The organism is Pseudomonas marginalis (assembly GCF_900105325.1).
In the GTDB taxonomy this organism is placed as follows: domain Bacteria; phylum Pseudomonadota; class Gammaproteobacteria; order Pseudomonadales; family Pseudomonadaceae; genus Aquipseudomonas; species Aquipseudomonas marginalis.
In genome coordinates, this window is record NZ_FNSU01000003.1 from 1959046 (window position 1) to 1975356 (window position 16311).

Here is a 16311-nt window from a genome sequence, read left to right on the forward strand (position 1 = left end):
GCCCTTGACGTTTACGTCAACCTGCCATTAGCTTAGCGCCAAGACCTTCTTGAGCGCCCCCATGAGCACGACCTACAGCATCTCCGACCTCGCCCGCGAGCTCGACATCACCACCCGCGCCATTCGCTTCTATGAAGAACAAGGCCTGCTGGCCCCGGAACGCCGGGGGCAGGAGCGCATTTATTCGGCGCGGGACAAGGTCAGCCTCAAGCTGATCCTGCGGGGCAAACGCATCGGTTTTTCCCTGGCCGAGTGCCGTGAGCTGATCGAACTCTACGACCCCACCGGCGGCAACCAGATCCAACTCAACAGCATGCTGGCCAAGATCGCCGAGCGCCGTGAGCAGTTGGAACAGCAACTGCTGGATATCGAACAAATGAAGCTGGAGCTGGACACCGCCGAAGAGCGTTGCACCCAGGCCCTGGCGCAAACCATGGGCCAGGTTGGCCATTGATCAGAAGGTAGCTGCCATGTCCCTCCCCTCCCATGTGCGCCTGGTGGAAGTCGGCCCGCGCGACGGCTTGCAGAACGAAGCCCAGCCCATCAGCGTGGCCGACAAGGTCCAATTGGTGGATGCCCTCAGCGCGGCGGGCCTGAGCTATATCGAAGTCGGCAGTTTTGTCTCGCCCAAGTGGGTGCCGCAAATGGCCGGTTCCGCCGACGTGTTCGCGCAGATCCAGCGCAAGCCCGGCGTAACCTACGGCGCGCTGGCGCCAAACCTGCGTGGTTTCGAGGACGCGCTGGCGGCGGGCGTGAAGGAAGTGGCGGTGTTTGCCGCAGCCTCCGAGGCGTTTTCCCAGCGCAATATCAACTGTTCCATCAGCGAAAGCCTGGAGCGTTTTGCGCCGATCATGACGGCGGCCAGGCAGCACGGCATCAGCGTGCGCGGCTATGTGTCCTGTGTGTTGGGTTGCCCTTACGAAGGTGAGATTGCGCCGGAACAGGTGGCGGCGGTCGCGCGGGAGTTGTATGCCATGGGCTGCTACGAGGTGTCCCTGGGCGACACCATCGGCACCGGCACGGCGGGCACCACGCGGCGGCTGTTCGAGGTGGTCGGCGCGCAGGTGCCACGGGACAAACTGGCGGGCCACTTCCATGACACCTATGGCCAGGCCATCGCCAATATCTATGCCGGCCTGCTGGAAGGCATCACGGTATTCGACAGCTCTATTTCAGGCCTCGGCGGCTGCCCCTATGCCAAGGGCGCCAGCGGTAACGTCGCCACCGAAGATGTGCTGTACCTGCTCAATGGCCTCGGGATCGACACCGGCATCGACCTGGACGCATTGATTCGCGCGGGCCTGCAAATCAGCCATGTCCTCGGCCGCCCTACCGGCTCGCGCGTAGCCAAGGCGCGGACAGCCGGTTGAGTAGCGTAGCCGTGACAATGTGTTACCGCACGGCTACACATCGAGTAACACGGGAACATATTTTGTCGTATTTTCTGTAGGCCAAACCCTACTTAAAAATTAACTTATTGATTTTAAATGGATTTTAAAAGTTGGCACGCCTTCTGCTATCTCTATGGCATAACAAGAATAAAAAGCGCCAAACCTAATAAAAATAAGACGAAACGACTCTGACATAACAAAAACAACACGGCAGAGACGCAGCTAACAGATTTTTTTGGAGAAGATGTGCTTCGCAGGGTACGGCATGCCGAAACCCGCAACCGGTTAGAGAAAAATAAAACTACCTCAGGTAGCTACCCACTGGTTGGATCGTTAACGAAGAAGCAGATCAGCGCTCAAAAAAATACGTTTGCTCTTGACCCCGGATGGGGGTCGCCAAAAACAGCGGTAAAGGGTAACGGTTGCCAAAAACAACAATAGACCGCCCCTCAATAATAAAAAAAGAGCACGCAACGACAAATTAAAGGGGACCTTCGGGTCCCCTTTGTGCTTTCTGGCCTTTAACCCTGCCCTGCCCCCAGCTCTTCGATCGAGATCTCGCGCATGCGGAATTTCTGGATCTTGCCCGTCACCGTCATCGGAAACTCCTCCACGAACTTGAAGTACCTGGGCGTCTTGAAGTGCGCGATGCGGCCCTTGCACCAGGCCTGCAGCTCCAGTTCGCTGGCCACATGGCCGGGATGTAGCTTGACCCAGGCCACGATCTCCTCGCCGTAACGCTCGTCCGGAATGCCGATGACCTGCACATCGGCCACCGCCGGATGGGTGAAGAAAAACTCTTCCACCTCGCGCGGGTACACGTTTTCGCCACCGCGAATGATCATGTCCTTGTTGCGCCCGGCGATGCACACATAGCCGTGGGCATCCATGGTGGCCAGGTCGCCGGTGTGCATCCAGCCCGCAGCGTCGATGGCCTCGCGGGTGCCGTCGGGGTTGTTCCAGTAGCCGAGCATCACGCTGTAGCCACGGGTGCACAGTTCGCCGACCTGGCCACGGGGCAGCGTGTTACCGGCTTCATCGATGATCTTGCTTTCCAGTTGCGGCTGGGTGCGGCCGACGGTGGTCACGCGACGCTCCAGATCGTCATCCGCGCCGGTTTGCAGGGACACGGGGCTGGTCTCGGTCATGCCGTAGGCAATCTGCACCTCGCCCATGTGCAATTCGCCGATGACCCGGCGCATCACCTCGATGGGGCACGTGGCGCCAGCCATGATGCCGGTGCGCAGGGTGGACAGCTCGAACTCGCCCCGGCGTGGGTGATCAAGCAAGGCAATAAACATCGTGGGCACGCCGTACAGGCCAGTGGCACGTTCTTCGGCGACGGCGGTGAGGGTCAGCAGCGGATCGAAGCCGTCATTCGGGTAGATCATGGTGGTGCCATGGGTAATGCAGCCCAGGTTGCCCATCACCATGCCGAAGCAGTGGTACAGCGGCACCGGGATCACCAGGCGGTCCTGCGCGGTGAGGCCCAGGCTTTCGCCGACCATATAGCCGTTATTGAGGATGTTGTGATGACTGAGGGTGGCGCCCTTGGGGAACCCCGTGGTGCCGGAGGTGTACTGGATATTGACGGCTTGATCGAAGTGCAGGCTGGCCTGACGGCTGTGCAGCTGCTCGGGCGGCAGGCCCGCACCGAGGGCCGCCAGTTCCGACCAGGGCAGGAAGCCCGGGGGCGGGCTGGGGTCGAGGCTGATCATGCCGCGCAGATCAGGCTGCAATGCCTGCAACATCGCGTGGTAGTCGGAGGTCTTGAACGCGCCGGCGCACACCAGCCACTCGCAGCCGGACTGCTTGAGCACGTAGTCCAGTTCACTGCTGCGGTACGCCGGGTTGATATTGACCAGGATCACACCAATCTTGGCGCTGGCGATCTGGCTGATGCACCACTCGGCGCAATTGGGCGCCCAGATGCCCAGGCGATCGCCGGTCTGCATACCCAAGGCCAGGAACGCGCGGGCATGCACATCGACGGTCTCGGCCAGTTGCCGCCAGGTGTAGCGACGCTGCTGATGGCACACCACAAGGGCTTCGCCATCGGGGTATTGCGCCACGGTGTGATCGAAGGCCTGGCCAATGGTCATGGCCAGCAACGCCTTGTCCTGAGAGCCACGGCTGTAGCTCGGATGCAGTTGATCCATAACGACCCCGGTTGTCTTTTTTGTAGGTTGACGTAAACGTAAACTACGATTGACAGCACCGTAACGCAAGCTTACGTTAACGTAAAGGTGAGCGCCCTTCCCTGGCGCGCCATCCACACAACAACAAAGCTCACATTAAGGTGCCTGTCCATGAGTTACCCGTCCCTGAACTTCGCCCTCGGTGAAACCATCGACATGCTGCGCGACCAGGTGCAGTCCTTCGTGGCCAAGGAAATCGCGCCCCGTGCGGCACAGATCGACATCGACAACCTGTTCCCCGCCGACCTGTGGCGCAAGTTCGGGGATATGGGCCTGCTGGGCATCACCGTACCGGAAGAATACGGCGGCGCCGGCCTGGGCTACCTGGCCCACGTGGTGAGCATGGAAGAAATCAGCCGTGGCTCGGCGTCGGTGGCGTTGTCCTACGGCGCCCACTCCAACCTGTGTGTGAACCAGATCAACCGCAACGGTACTCACGAACAGAAACTCAAGTACCTGCCCAAACTGATCAGCGGCGAACACGTCGGCGCCCTGGCCATGAGCGAACCCAACGCCGGTTCCGATGTAGTCTCGATGAAACTGCGCGCCGACAAACACGGCGACCACTACGTGCTCAACGGCAGCAAGACCTGGATCACCAACGGCCCCGACGCCAGCACCTATGTGATCTACGCCAAGACCGACCTGGAAAAGGGCCCCCACGGCATCACCGCGTTTATCGTCGAGCGCGACTGGAAAGGCTTCAGCCGCAGCAACAAGTTCGACAAGCTCGGCATGCGTGGCTCCAACACCTGCGAGCTGTTTTTCGATGACGTCGAAGTGCCGGAAGAAAACATCCTCGGCGTGCTCAACGGCGGTGTGAAAGTGCTGATGAGCGGCCTCGATTACGAGCGCGTGGTGCTGTCCGGCGGCCCCACCGGGATCATGCAGGCGTGCATGGACCTGATCGTGCCCTACATCCACGATCGCAAGCAGTTCGGCCAAAGCATCGGCGAGTTCCAGCTGATCCAGGGCAAGGTCGCCGACATGTACACCCAGCTCAACGCCAGCCGCGCCTACCTCTACGCGGTGGCCCAGGCCTGCGAACGCGGTGAAACCACGCGCAAGGATGCGGCCGGGGTGATCCTGTACAGCGCCGAACGCGCCACGCAAATGGCCCTCGACGCGATCCAGATCCTCGGCGGCAATGGCTACATCAATGAATTCCCCGCCGGGCGCCTGCTGCGGGACGCCAAGCTGTATGAAATCGGCGCCGGCACCAGTGAGATTCGGCGGATGCTGATCGGTCGCGAACTCTTCAACGAAACCCGCTGAAGGAGCGCCCCATGGCCACCTTGCACACCCAGCTCAACCCACGCTCAGCGGAGTTCGCCAGCAACAGCGCGGCGATGCGCCAACAGGTCGACGCCCTGCATACCCTGCTCGCCCACGTGCAGCAAGGCGGCGGCGCCAAGGCCCAGGAACGCCACACCTCACGCGGCAAACTGCTGCCGCGCGAGCGCATCAATCGCCTGCTGGACCCGGGCTCGCCGTTCCTTGAACTCAGCCAACTGGCCGCCCATCAGGTGTATGGCGAAGACGTGCCTGCCGCCGGCGTGATCGCCGGCATCGGCCGCGTGGAAGGCGTCGAATGCATGATCGTCGCCAACGACGCCACGGTAAAAGGCGGCTCCTACTACCCGCTCACGGTGAAAAAACACCTGCGCGCCCAGACCATCGCCGAGCAGAACCGTCTGCCGTGCATCTACCTGGTGGACTCCGGCGGCGCCAACCTGCCGCGCCAGGATGAAGTGTTTCCCGACCGCGAACACTTCGGGCGGATCTTCTTCAACCAGGCCAACATGAGTGCCCAGGGCATCCCGCAGATCGCCGTGGTGATGGGCTCGTGCACCGCCGGTGGCGCCTACGTGCCGGCCATGGCCGACGAAGCGATCATGGTGCGCAACCAAGCCACCATCTTCCTGGCCGGCCCGCCGCTGGTAAAGGCCGCTACCGGTGAAGTGGTCAGTGCCGAAGACCTCGGCGGTGCCGATGTGCACTGCAGGATATCCGGCGTGGCCGACCACTATGCCGACAGTGACGAACACGCCCTGGCCCTGGCACGCCGCAGCGTGGCCAACCTCAATTGGCGCAAGCAGGGCCAATTGCTGCAACGCACGCCCGTGGCGCCGCTGTACAGCAGCGAAGAGCTCTACGGCGTGATCCCGGCCGATGCCAAGCAGCCGTTCGATGTACGCGAAGTGATCGCACGGCTGGTGGATGGCTCGGTGTTCGATGAGTTCAAGGCGCTGTTCGGCACCACCCTGGTGTGCGGCTTCGCGCATGTGCACGGCTACCCGATTGCGATCCTGGCGAACAACGGGATTCTGTTCGCCGAAGCCGCGCAAAAAGGCGCGCACTTTATCGAGCTGGCCTGCCAACGCGGGATTCCCCTGCTGTTCCTGCAGAACATCACCGGGTTTATGGTCGGCCAGAAATACGAAGCCGGTGGCATCGCCAAGCACGGCGCCAAGCTGGTGACCGCGGTGGCGTGCGCCAAGGTGCCGAAATTCACGGTGATCATCGGCGGCAGCTTCGGCGCCGGCAACTACGGCATGTGCGGCCGCGCCTATGATCCGCGCTTTTTGTGGATGTGGCCCAACGCGCGGATTGGCGTGATGGGCGCCGAACAGGCTGCGGGCGTGCTGGTGCAGGTCAAGCGTGAGCAGGCTGAACGGGCAGGCGTCGGCTTCAGCGCTGAAGAGGAAGCGGCGATCAAGCAGCCGATCCTCGACCAGTACGAAACCCAGGGTCACCCTTATTACTCCAGCGCACGCCTGTGGGACGACGGCGTCATCGACCCGATGCAGACCCGCGATGTGCTGGCCCTGGCCTTGTCCGCCGCGCTGAATGCCCCCATCGAGCCGAGCCGCTTCGGCGTGTTCCGCATGTAACCTGTAGGAGCGAGCTTGCTCGCGAAGGTCGTTAACGATAACGCGAGCATTCTGGATGAACGCGTTGCCTGGACGTTTTTCGCGAGCAAGCTCGCTCCTACAGGAGACCTCTCATCATCATGGAGCTCCTTGCATGAGCGATTTCAACACCCTCGAACTGATCACCGACAGCCGTGGCTTTGCCACGCTGTGGCTCAGCCGAGAAGCCAAGAACAACGCGTTCAACGCCGAGATGATCCGCGAACTGATCATCGCCCTCGACCATGTGCAAGGTGATGCGTCCCTGCGTTTCCTGGTCCTGCGTGGGCGCGGCAGGCACTTCAGCGCCGGTGCCGACCTGGCCTGGATGCAGCAGTCGGCCGAGCTGGATTACCACACCAACCTGGACGACGCCCGCGAACTGGCGGAGCTGATGTACAACCTGGCCAAGCTGAAAATCCCGACCCTGGCAGTAGTGCAAGGCGCGGCCTACGGTGGCGCGCTGGGCCTGATCAGTTGCTGCGACATGGCCATCGGCGCCGATGACGCGCAGTTTTGCCTGTCGGAAGTGCGCATCGGCCTGGCCCCGGCCGTGATCAGCCCGTTCGTGGTGCAGGCCATCGGCGAACGGGCGGCGCGGCGCTATGCCCTGACCGCCGAGCGCTTTGGCGGCCAGCGTGCACGGGAAATCGGCCTGCTGGCGGAAAGCTACCCGATTGGCGAACTGGACCAACAGGTGGAACAGTGGATCACCCACCTGCTGCATAACAGCCCGGCGGCGATGCGCGCCAGCAAGGACCTGCTGCGTGAAGTCGGTAACGGCGCGCTCACCCCTGCCCTGCGCCGCTATTGCGAAAATGCCATTGCACGCATCCGTGTCAGCGCCGAAGGCCAGGAAGGTTTGCGCGCTTTTTTGCAAAAACGCCCACCCAGCTGGCAACCCCAGGAGCCGCGTTCATGAGCACGCTGACCACCATACTGGTGGCCAACCGCGGCGAGATTGCCTGCCGGGTGATGCGCACCGCCAAGGCCATGGGCCTGACCACCGTGGCGGTGCATAGCGCCGTCGACCGTGATGCGCGACACAGCCGCGAGGCGGATATTCGTGTCGACCTGGGGGGCAGCAAGGCCACCGAGAGCTACCTGCAAATCGACAAACTGATCGCCGCCGCCCAGGCCAGCGGTGCCCAGGCCATTCACCCAGGCTACGGCTTCCTGTCGGAAAACGCCGGGTTTGCCCGTGCGATCGAGGCGGCGGGCCTGATCTTCCTCGGGCCGCCCGCCTCGGCCATCGACGCCATGGGCAGTAAGTCCGCCGCCAAGGCCCTGATGGAAACCGCCGGCGTGCCCCTGGTGCCTGGGTATCACGGCACAGAGCAGGACCTGGAAACCTTCCGCGCCGCCTGTGAGCGCATCGGCTATCCGGTACTGCTCAAAGCCACGGCCGGCGGCGGCGGCAAGGGCATGAAGGTGGTGGAGGATGTCAGCCAGCTCGCCGACGCCCTGGCCTCGGCCCAGCGTGAGGCGCTGTCGTCCTTCGGCAATGGGCAGATGCTGGTGGAGAAATACCTGCTCAAGCCACGCCACGTAGAGATCCAGGTGTTTGCCGATCAGCATGGGCATTGCCTGTACCTCAATGAGCGGGATTGCTCGATCCAACGCCGCCACCAAAAGGTCGTCGAGGAAGCCCCGGCACCGGGGCTGAGCGTTGCACAGCGCAAGGCCATGGGCGAAGCGGCGGTGCGTGCGGCCCAGGCCATCGGTTATGTCGGTGCGGGCACGGTGGAGTTCTTGCTGGATGCGCGCGGCGAGTTTTTCTTCATGGAGATGAACACCCGGCTGCAGGTGGAACACCCGGTCACCGAAGCGATTACCGGCCTGGACCTGGTGGCCTGGCAGATTCGCGTCGCCCAGGGCGAGGCGCTGCCGATCACCCAGGAGCAGGTGCCGCTGATCGGCCATGCGATTGAAGTGCGTTTGTACGCCGAAGACCCGGCCAACGACTTCCTGCCCGCCACCGGGCACCTGGCGCTGTATCGCGAGTCCGGGCCGGGCCCGGGGCGCCGCGTGGACAGTGGTGTCGAGCAAGGAGACGACGTGTCGCCGTTCTACGACCCGATGCTCGGCAAGCTGATTGCCTGGGGTGAAGACCGTGAACAGGCACGCCTGCGCTTGCTGAGCATGCTCGACGAGTTTGCCGTGGGTGGGCTGAAGACCAACCTGGGCTTCCTGCGGCGCATTATTGGTCATCCGGCATTTGCGGCGGCCGAGTTGGATACCGGATTCATTCCGCGCTATCAGGAGGATCTGCTGCCGGTGGCCGGGACGCTGAGCGATGCGTTCTGGCAGGCTGCGGGTTCGGCCTTCATGCAGAGCTTGCCTGCGGGTGACGGGCCATGGGCGGACACCCGTGGATTCCGTGCGGGGCTGCCCGCCGAGGTCTCGCTGCACTTGAGCTGCAATGGCCAGGACCGCCTGGTGACACTGGCCGCCGACGCCGCGACATTGCAGGGCGAACAGTTAGTGATCGAACACCAGGGCGTCCGTCGTTCACATCTGGCAGTGCGCAACGAGCACACGGTTTTCCTGCGTTGGGACGGCGAGATGCAGGGCGTCAGCCTGTTCGATCCGATTGCCGCTGTCGAGGCCAACCAGTCGCACCAGGGCGGCCTCACGGCACCCATGAACGGCAGCATCGTGCGGGTACTGGTGGACGTCGGCCAAACGGTCGAGGCCGGCACCCAGTTGGTGGTGCTCGAAGCGATGAAGATGGAGCACAGCATCCGCGCGCCCCAGGCCGGGGTAGTCAAGGCGCTGTTCTGCCAGGAGGGCGAAATGGTTGCCGAAGGGTGTGCGTTGGTGGAGCTCGAAACGGCGGACTAGAACTTCACCGTGGCCTGCACGACGACGCCGAGGATGCGGCAATCAGCGGTGAACAGCAGTTTCGGGTAGGTGGGGTTGAGCGGCACCAGGTAGAGCTGGCCGCTCTCTTCCAGCAACTGGCGGAAGGTCGCCTGGGTGCTGGCGGCCCGTTGGGCGACTACCAGTTTGCCGGGTTCGGCGGCGATGGCCGGATCTACCAGGATCATCATCCCCGCTGCGATGCTCGGGCCGCTGAGCGCGGTCATGGCGTCACCTGTCACCGGCAGCCAGAAGGCGTCGCCCCGGGCGTGGTAATCCGTCGGTTCGAAGCGTGCGGCGCCATAGGCCGGGCGCTCTTCGCGAATGTCACACAGGCCTTTCCACTCGCTGACCGGGTAGCGAAAATACGACGTGTATTGTTTTGCCGGGCCACGGACTTCGTCGGCCTTCTCACGCAGCTCCTGCACCACCTCCAAGTCGCCCAGCCCCAACTCTTCCAGCACCCGGTTCATATCCGCCAGGCTCGGCACGCGGCGCTTGTTGAGCCAGTGGCCAACGCCCCCCTGGGACATGCCCAAGCGTTCAGCCAGCTCACCCTGGGTGACCTCGCGGTCTTTCATGTTGGCCTTGACCAATGCTATCCATTTATCCATGGCCGCCGACAATACGTCAGCCAGTTTCCAGGGCAATAAACAGTTTGTAGTAATCCATAAAACGACATAAATACGATACGTACTATCATCGGGCATAAGGTTTTCGACACCCACCCAGAGTACCGCCCCTTATGACGACGAGCCCGTATCCCCTGCCTGAAACACCCGAAAACGATGACGTTCAAGGCCTGCGCAGCAGCGGTGCTGCCCAGCGTGCCTTGGACTTCTACTTGAAAGAAAATATGTCAGCACCCGTCCCGGATGACAGCTTTTTCGCCATCAAGCCCGGCATCAGCCAGGAGGAAGCCCTGGTGCACGCCTCGGACCTGTTGCGCAGTGCCGCCGCCACGGCCTACGAATCAGCGAGCAGCCATCAGGGCAACCAGCGCGACCTGGCGTTTTCCGTGGTGTATTTGATTGATATGGCGAAGGCGATGGTCGAGCGGTCGTTGCGGGCACCGGAGGTTCGGGCGAACGGATAACAACCGCGAAAGAAAAATATTTCTATCCCATGGATAAAAACATTTGACTTGCAAATGATAATGATTATTATTGGACCCAGCTGATCGCGAGATCAGTCGATAGACCAAGGGACCTTAGGTCGGACTCTTGGAATATCTCCTCATCAGGCTAATCACGGTTTTTGACCCGGCTCTTTGGCCGGGTCTTTTTTTTGCCAGTTTCCCTGGCATGGCTTCAGGCTAATGAAGACTGTGTGTTGCTTGATGGCGCGCATGGTAGCAAAAGACCATCGCCAAAAGAAAGCCAGTCCAGTGCTCCAGCGCACATCTCTGCGAAATAGCGCTTGAGAATCAATCTCATAGATTCTAAGCTGCGGCGGCGTCACGGACGACGCCCCCCTCCCCGCAACAATTTTGCATCCAGGCTTTACCAGACTCCTGTGTAATATAGCCGCCACAACACTCATATTCAGGCAACCAGACTATGACCGTGGCCTTGACCTCCATCAAGATCAGCACCGACTTCGACAGTGGCAATATCCAGGTGCTCGACGCCAGCGACGCCTACCAGTTGCTGCTGGCCATCCAGCCCGATACCCGCAGCCACCATTACCAATGGTTCCACTTCAAAGCCGAAGGCATGCACGTGGGCCACACCCATAACTTTCGCCTGAGCAACGCCGGTGGCTCTTCGTATAAGCACGCCTGGAGCGGCTATAACGCTGTCGCGTCCTATGATCACGTCAACTGGTTCCGAGTCCCCACGCGCTTTGACGGCGAGATCCTGCACATCAGCCTCGAAACCCGTGAGAAGCATGCCTGGTTGGCCTACTTCGAGCCCTACAGTCGCGAACGCCACAACTGGCTGATCGACCAGGCCCTGAAGTACGCCGGCACCCAACTGCTGGCCACCGGCAAAAGTGTCGAGGGCCGCGATATTCAACTGTTGCGACGTGGCAAAGGCGGCGAAGGCCGACGCAATGTCTGGATCATTGCCCAGCAGCACCCCGGCGAACACATGGCCGAATGGTTCATGGAGGGCATCATCGAACGCCTGCAACAGGATGGCGATGCCGAGATGAAAAAGCTCCTGGCCGTTGCCGACCTGTACCTGGTGCCGAACATGAACCCCGACGGCGCCTTCCACGGTCACCTGCGCACCAACGCCATGGGCCAGGACCTCAATCGCGCCTGGCAAAGCGCCAGCCAGGAGATCAGCCCGGAAGTGCTGTTCGTGCAACAGCAAATGCAGCAGTACGGTGTCGACCTGTTCCTCGATATTCACGGCGACGAAGAAATCCCCTACGTGTTCACCGCTGCCTGCGAAGGCAACCCCGGCTACACCCCGCGTATCGAAGCGCTGGAAAAACGCTTTCGCAGCCATTTGAGTTCGCTGACCCGTGACTTCCAAACCACCCACGGCTACACCCGTGACTTGCCGGGCGAAGCCAATATGACTCTGGCCTGCAATGCCGTCGGCGAGCAGTACGACTGCCTGTCCCTGACCCTGGAAATGCCGTTCAAGGACAACGATGACGCCCCCAACCCGAAAACCGGTTGGTCAGGCGAACGCTCCAAACAGCTGGCCAAGGACGTCTTGAGCACCGTGGCCGATATCGTCACGGTCCTGCGCTAACGCCCCTGGCCCCCGGCATCAGTCCTTGGTGCCGGTCATGCTCTGCAACACACCATCGCGCCGAATCAACCCATGGAACAGCGCCGCCGCCAGGTGCAACAGCACCGTCAGGAACAGCAGGTAGGCCAGATACCCATGGGCCTTGCGCAATAGCGCAAACAGCGGCGCATCCGCCGCCACCAACGCCGGCAACTGTACCGAACTGCTGAGCATCACCGGGTCGCCCGCCGCCGAAATCATCGCCCAGCCCAGCAGCGGCAATACCAGCATCAACCCATACAAGACCAGATGGGACGCCTTGGCCGCCAGCACTTGCCACAGCGGTAAGTCAGACGGCAACGGCGGCTGGCGGGTGGAAAAGCGCACCGCCAGGCGCAGGATCACCAGCATCAGGATCGCGATCCCCAACGGCTTGTGCAGGTGGATCAACCACTCATGCCGTTCCGACACTGACGCCGCCAGGCCTGCGCCGATAAACAACATGGCGATGACCATCAGCGCCATCAACCAGTGCAGCAGGCGCGCCAGGGGGGCAAAAAACCGTGGTTGGGCATTCATGGCTTCGACTCCGCTGGGGCACTGTGCAAGGGGCTGACTTCACCGGCACGGCGCAGGTACGAACTGGCATACGCCGCCGAACGTGCAGCCAGCAGCGGGTCATTGGAGGCTTCGATGCCGCTGGGCAAGATCAACGGATCGAAATTGATGTCGCGACAATCGCCGTCGGCCTGGGGCTGGCTGCTTTGCAGCACCAGGGTGCCGGCATTCAACACTTTGTGCTCACCGGTCCAGGGTTTGCTCGCGTCCTCCAGCGGGTCGCCGGGGTTGGCCAGGGTCATGTTCAACTGCCAACGCAACGGCCCTGTGGCCAGGCGTTGCACCAGGTCTTTCTCCAGAAAGTCGGCGCCCATCGGTGCGGTCTCCCCCTTTGCATCCTGACTCTGGGGCACTACGCCCCAACGCACGGCCTGGCGCTTGCCCTCGGCACTCACCAAATAAAACGCGTTGATACCGTTATAGGTTTCGGTCGCATAACTGGCCGATGGCCTGGCCGTCTTGACCCACGCCAGGAATGGCGCCGCCTCAGGGTGTGCGGCAAAAAACGCCGGCATATTCGCCGGGTTCGGCTTGCCGGTGGCCGGGTCCGGCGCGCCGGCCTTGAGCATCTGGTAGAACGCCTCGGGCGTGCCCACCGGGAACACCGGTATGCTGTTCATGCCGGTACGCCATTGCTGGCCGTTGACCAGGCTGAACTGCACGGCAAAGCTGCGGATCGGTACACTGCTGTCCGGCGCATAGGGGTTGCCGCTGGGCAGGGCGAAGCGGCCGATCAATGGGGTCCTGGCCGCGCTGAACACCTGGGCGCGGGAGTAGGCACGCGCCTCGGCACTGCTTTCGAAGTACCCGGCCACGCACACGCCCTTGGCATGGTTACGCCGGAATCCAGGGTGCACGCCGTTGTTGGTTTCCAGGGCATTGACCAGGGTTTTCGGGCGCAGGCGTTGTGGGTCGAGGCTGCCGTTGACGTAGGCAAATGCCCCGGCCATAACCGCAACCACGGCACCAATTCCCGCAAGTCGTGCGATCAGGCTCGCCGTGCTTAACGGGGGACGTGGCGGTGATGAGTGATCTACCATGAACAGACTCCAGGGCCTGAAGGCCTTTGGGGGTAACCATAAGGTCGGAGCATTAAGACGAACGCCGATCCGCTCTATTCCCAGGCCCTGGATTTATTTTCCACGGCCGGGAATAACCGTTCACGCCGGACGTCTCTCTAGTCCCAGCGTAGTGACCAGCCAGACACCCATGCATGAACTCGACGAACCGTTAAGTGAACTCATCCCCAGGCTGCGGCGTTTCGCTGTGTCCCTGACCCGTAACGCCAGCAGTGCCGACGACCTGGTGCAGGCGACCCTGGAGCGGGCGATCACCCGTTGGGCCGACAAACGCATCGAGGGCGATTTGCGCGCCTGGCTGTTCTCGATCCTCTACCGGCAGTTCCTCGATGCCCACCGCCGCACCCGGCGCTATGCACGCATGCTGGAATTCTTTACCGGCCGCGATGATGCGCAGCCGTCGGTGGAGCGCACCGTCATCGCCCAAGCGACCCTGCAAGCCTTCGACCAACTCAACACCGAACAACGCGCACTGCTGTTGTGGGTGTCGGTGGAGGGCTTGAGCTACAAGGAAGTCGCGCAAATACTCGAGGTGCCGATCGGCACCGTGATGTCGCGCCTGTCCCGGGCGCGCCAAGCGTTGCGTCAACTCAGCGATGGCGACATCGCCAGCCCTTCCCTGCGGATACTCAAATGATCAGCCTGCCCCCCAGCGAACGCGACCTGCATGCCTACGTCGATCATCAACTCCTGGACAGTGATCGCCGCGTGCTCGAAACCTATCTGGCCGCCCACCCCGAGGTCGCGGCCCAAGTGCAGGCGTGGCAACAGGACGCGCAATTGCTGCGCGCGTCCTTGAGCGGCGCCCTGCAACAACCGGCTAACCCGGCGCTGGACCCGGCACTGATTCGCCAGCGCCTCAAGCATCAATCGCGCCGCCACTATGCTACCGCTGCGGTCCTGCTGATGGCCGTCAGCCTCGGTGGCCTCGGCGGCTGGCAGGCCCGTGAAGCCACGCAACCGCCGCTGCTGCCGATGGCCGATGCGATGCAAGCGTTCCGCCTGTTTGCCCAGGAGGGCATCATGCCCGCCGACTATAACGGCCAGGACCGCGGCACGATGCAGGCGTGGCTCGACCGCTACTTCAATCAAGCCCATCGCCTGCCGGACTTGAGCCAAGCGGGCTTCACGCCCGTCAGCGGGCGACTGCTCACCACCGATCAAGGCGCCGCCGCCATGGTGCTGTACCAGGACGCACAAGGTCGGCGCATCAGCTTCTACATCCGCCCACCGGGCCCGGACAACGGTTTCCTGCCCCGTGGCGAGCGCACGGCGGATGGGTTGCAAGCGCAATACTGGTCCGGCGGCGGCTACAACTATGCGGTGGTCAGCCCGGCCGGCCAGCCGACGCCGCCCCTGCAGCCGTTCTAGATTGGTCAAATCGCCAGCGGCGCCCTAAAGTAAGCGACCACCGCACTACAGAGTGACTCGCATTGGCCGTGCTCCCCCTTATCCGTCGTTTGCTCGGTAAAAAAACCGACACACACGACGACATGCCCATCCAGACGTTCTTTCAGGACAAAGCCCGGCAACAGGGTTACACCCTCAGTGCTGGCCAAGCCCAGGCCATCGACGCGATGGCGCGCCAGACCCGGCACCTGCTCGCCAGCCAGCCGACCCGCAGCCTGTACCTGCACGGCCCGGTGGGGCGCGGCAAAAGCTGGCTGCTGGACGGTTTCTTCCAGGCGCTGCCCATCGCCGAAAAGCAACGCGTGCATTTCCATGAGTTTTTCGCCCGACTGCACCGCGGTATGTTCACGCACCAGGCGACGGACGATGCCTTGGCCATGACCCTGGACGAACTGCTCGACGGCTGCCGCGTGCTGTGTTTCGACGAGTTCCACGTGCACGACATCGGCGATGCCATGCTGATTACCCGGCTGTTCAAGGCCCTGTTCCAGCGTGGCGTGTGGGTGCTGGTCACCTCCAACTATCCACCCGAAGGACTGTTGCCCAACCCGCTGTACCACGAGCGTTTCAAGCCGGTGATCGACTTGATTGCCGCGCGTATGGACGTGCTGGAAGTCAGTTCGCCCGAGGACTTTCGCAGCCTGCCCCAGGCCCATGCCGCGCAACGCTTTACCACCGGTTGTTACCTGTGGCCGGGCACGCAGGCCCAGCGTGCGGCGCTCGGCCTGCCGGTCAGCGGCGGCCCGACGCAGACGCTGACGGTGGGCAACCGCACATTGATCTGCCGCCAGCATCAGGCACGCACCATCGTATTCACCTTCAACGATCTGTGCGAACAGCTGACGGCGGTGATGGACTACCTGTTGCTGTGCGAGGCGTTCGATCACTGGGTCATCGACGGCCTGCCCCACCTGGCAGAGTGCCCGATCGCCGTGCAACAACGTTTTATCAACTTGGTGGACGTGCTTTACGACAAGGACAAGCACCTGGTCCTGATCGGCGAACAACCGCTGGAACAGGCCATGAGCGGCCAGGCCATCGACCTGGCGCGCACCGCCAGTCGCCTGAACCAATTGCAACAGGCCAACCCGCAACGGGCGCGCGACCCGGTATCATGAGCGCCATTTACGCCCCCTTGCCGAGTGATCGCG

The 16311-nt window shown here is 62.3% G+C and carries 15 protein-coding genes; 11 read left to right on the top strand and 4 right to left on the bottom strand.

What is annotated here, in order from left to right; genetic code table 11:
* The first annotated feature begins 61 nt into the window (after positions 1 to 61).
* Complete coding sequence (locus BLW22_RS18135; RefSeq protein WP_027606274.1) at positions 62 to 454, top strand: MerR family transcriptional regulator; 393 nt, start codon at positions 62 to 64, stop codon at positions 452 to 454.
* A gap of 16 nt (positions 455 to 470) precedes the next feature.
* Positions 471 to 1370, top strand: coding sequence for a hydroxymethylglutaryl-CoA lyase (locus BLW22_RS18140; RefSeq protein WP_065924119.1), 900 nt, complete (start codon positions 471 to 473; stop codon positions 1368 to 1370).
* 542 nt (positions 1371 to 1912) lie between these two features.
* On the opposite strand, the gene BLW22_RS18145 is transcribed toward BLW22_RS18140, so the two are convergent.
* Positions 1913 to 3550, bottom strand: coding sequence for an AMP-binding protein (locus BLW22_RS18145; RefSeq protein WP_074847200.1), 1638 nt, complete (start codon positions 3548 to 3550; stop codon positions 1913 to 1915).
* Positions 3551 to 3700: 150 nt separating this feature from the next.
* On the opposite strand from BLW22_RS18145, the gene BLW22_RS18150 reads away from it, so the two are divergent.
* The 4 genes from BLW22_RS18150 to BLW22_RS18165 all read left to right on the top strand — a co-directional run bounded on the left by BLW22_RS18150 (position 3701) and on the right by BLW22_RS18165 (position 9345).
* The gene (locus BLW22_RS18150; RefSeq protein ID WP_065924121.1) at positions 3701 to 4864 is read left to right on the top strand and encodes an isovaleryl-CoA dehydrogenase; all 1164 of its coding nucleotides are present in this window, start codon (positions 3701 to 3703) and stop codon (positions 4862 to 4864) included.
* An 11-nt stretch (positions 4865 to 4875) separates the two neighbouring features.
* Complete coding sequence (locus tag BLW22_RS18155) at positions 4876 to 6483, top strand: carboxyl transferase domain-containing protein (protein WP_027606270.1); 1608 nt, start codon at positions 4876 to 4878, stop codon at positions 6481 to 6483.
* A gap of 133 nt (positions 6484 to 6616) precedes the next feature.
* On the top strand, positions 6617 to 7423 hold the full coding sequence (locus BLW22_RS18160; protein ID WP_027606269.1) for a gamma-carboxygeranoyl-CoA hydratase: 807 nt from the start codon (positions 6617 to 6619) through the stop codon (positions 7421 to 7423).
* A complete protein-coding gene (locus tag BLW22_RS18165; RefSeq protein WP_074847201.1) occupies positions 7420 to 9345 on the top strand; it encodes an acetyl/propionyl/methylcrotonyl-CoA carboxylase subunit alpha in 1926 nt (641 codons plus the stop codon). The genes BLW22_RS18160 and BLW22_RS18165 overlap by 4 nt, the downstream gene beginning before the upstream one ends.
* Here the strand turns inward: BLW22_RS18165 and BLW22_RS18170 are convergent.
* Entirely contained in the window at positions 9342 to 9977 is a 636-nt protein-coding gene (locus BLW22_RS18170) for a LexA family protein (protein WP_065924124.1), read from the bottom strand. The genes BLW22_RS18165 and BLW22_RS18170 overlap by 4 nt on opposite strands.
* 131 nt (positions 9978 to 10108) lie before the next feature.
* Between BLW22_RS18170 and BLW22_RS18175 the strand changes: the two genes are divergently transcribed.
* Both BLW22_RS18175 and BLW22_RS18185 read left to right on the top strand, forming a co-directional pair.
* Positions 10109 to 10459: a DUF6124 family protein gene (locus BLW22_RS18175; protein WP_027606266.1), complete on the top strand. Its 351-nt coding sequence runs from the start codon at positions 10109 to 10111 to the stop codon at positions 10457 to 10459.
* Positions 10460 to 10922: 463 nt separating this feature from the next.
* Positions 10923 to 12074: a M14 family metallopeptidase gene (locus tag BLW22_RS18185; protein ID WP_065924125.1), complete on the top strand. Its 1152-nt coding sequence runs from the start codon at positions 10923 to 10925 to the stop codon at positions 12072 to 12074.
* Between the two features lie 18 nt (positions 12075 to 12092).
* Here BLW22_RS18185 and BLW22_RS18190 read toward each other — a convergent pair whose 3' ends face one another.
* Together BLW22_RS18190 and BLW22_RS18195 are read right to left on the bottom strand one after the other, a co-directional pair.
* Positions 12093 to 12632 carry a cytochrome b gene (locus BLW22_RS18190; protein WP_065924126.1) on the bottom strand — a complete coding sequence of 180 codons (540 nt, stop codon included), beginning with the start codon at positions 12630 to 12632 and terminating at the stop codon, positions 12093 to 12095.
* Positions 12629 to 13711 carry a catalase family peroxidase gene (locus tag BLW22_RS18195; protein WP_074847203.1) on the bottom strand — a complete coding sequence of 361 codons (1083 nt, stop codon included), beginning with the start codon at positions 13709 to 13711 and terminating at the stop codon, positions 12629 to 12631. The genes BLW22_RS18190 and BLW22_RS18195 overlap by 4 nt, the downstream gene beginning before the upstream one ends.
* 169 nt (positions 13712 to 13880) lie before the next feature.
* Here BLW22_RS18195 and BLW22_RS18200 point away from each other — a divergent pair, with 169 nt between their 5' ends.
* The 3 genes from BLW22_RS18200 to zapE all read left to right on the top strand — a co-directional run bounded on the left by BLW22_RS18200 (position 13881) and on the right by zapE (position 16278).
* Positions 13881 to 14387 (top strand): RNA polymerase sigma factor, encoded by a 507-nt coding sequence (locus BLW22_RS18200; RefSeq protein ID WP_074847204.1) that lies wholly within the window; start codon positions 13881 to 13883, stop codon positions 14385 to 14387.
* Entirely contained in the window at positions 14384 to 15121 is a 738-nt protein-coding gene (locus tag BLW22_RS18205) for an anti-sigma factor family protein (RefSeq protein ID WP_074847205.1), read from the top strand. The genes BLW22_RS18200 and BLW22_RS18205 overlap by 4 nt, the downstream gene beginning before the upstream one ends.
* A 62-nt stretch (positions 15122 to 15183) precedes the next feature.
* On the top strand, positions 15184 to 16278 hold the full coding sequence (gene zapE / locus BLW22_RS18210; protein ID WP_074847206.1) for a cell division protein ZapE: 1095 nt from the start codon (positions 15184 to 15186) through the stop codon (positions 16276 to 16278).
* The last annotated feature ends 33 nt before the right edge of the window (positions 16279 to 16311 follow it).

Coding starts and splice junctions, on each gene's coding strand:
- BLW22_RS18135 (WP_027606274.1), top strand. CDS start 62: ATGAGCACGACCTACAGCATCTCCGACCTCGCCCGCGAGCTCGACATC.
- BLW22_RS18140 (WP_065924119.1), top strand. CDS start 471: ATGTCCCTCCCCTCCCATGTGCGCCTGGTGGAAGTCGGCCCGCGCGAC.
- BLW22_RS18145 (WP_074847200.1), bottom strand. CDS start 3,550: ATGGATCAACTGCATCCGAGCTACAGCCGTGGCTCTCAGGACAAGGCG.
- BLW22_RS18150 (WP_065924121.1), top strand. CDS start 3,701: ATGAGTTACCCGTCCCTGAACTTCGCCCTCGGTGAAACCATCGACATG.
- BLW22_RS18155 (WP_027606270.1), top strand. CDS start 4,876: ATGGCCACCTTGCACACCCAGCTCAACCCACGCTCAGCGGAGTTCGCC.
- BLW22_RS18160 (WP_027606269.1), top strand. CDS start 6,617: ATGAGCGATTTCAACACCCTCGAACTGATCACCGACAGCCGTGGCTTT.
- BLW22_RS18165 (WP_074847201.1), top strand. CDS start 7,420: ATGAGCACGCTGACCACCATACTGGTGGCCAACCGCGGCGAGATTGCC.
- BLW22_RS18170 (WP_065924124.1), bottom strand. CDS start 9,977: ATGGATAAATGGATAGCATTGGTCAAGGCCAACATGAAAGACCGCGAG.
- BLW22_RS18175 (WP_027606266.1), top strand. CDS start 10,109: ATGACGACGAGCCCGTATCCCCTGCCTGAAACACCCGAAAACGATGAC.
- BLW22_RS18185 (WP_065924125.1), top strand. CDS start 10,923: ATGACCGTGGCCTTGACCTCCATCAAGATCAGCACCGACTTCGACAGT.
- BLW22_RS18190 (WP_065924126.1), bottom strand. CDS start 12,632: ATGAATGCCCAACCACGGTTTTTTGCCCCCCTGGCGCGCCTGCTGCAC.
- BLW22_RS18195 (WP_074847203.1), bottom strand. CDS start 13,711: ATGGTAGATCACTCATCACCGCCACGTCCCCCGTTAAGCACGGCGAGC.
- BLW22_RS18200 (WP_074847204.1), top strand. CDS start 13,881: ATGCATGAACTCGACGAACCGTTAAGTGAACTCATCCCCAGGCTGCGG.
- BLW22_RS18205 (WP_074847205.1), top strand. CDS start 14,384: ATGATCAGCCTGCCCCCCAGCGAACGCGACCTGCATGCCTACGTCGAT.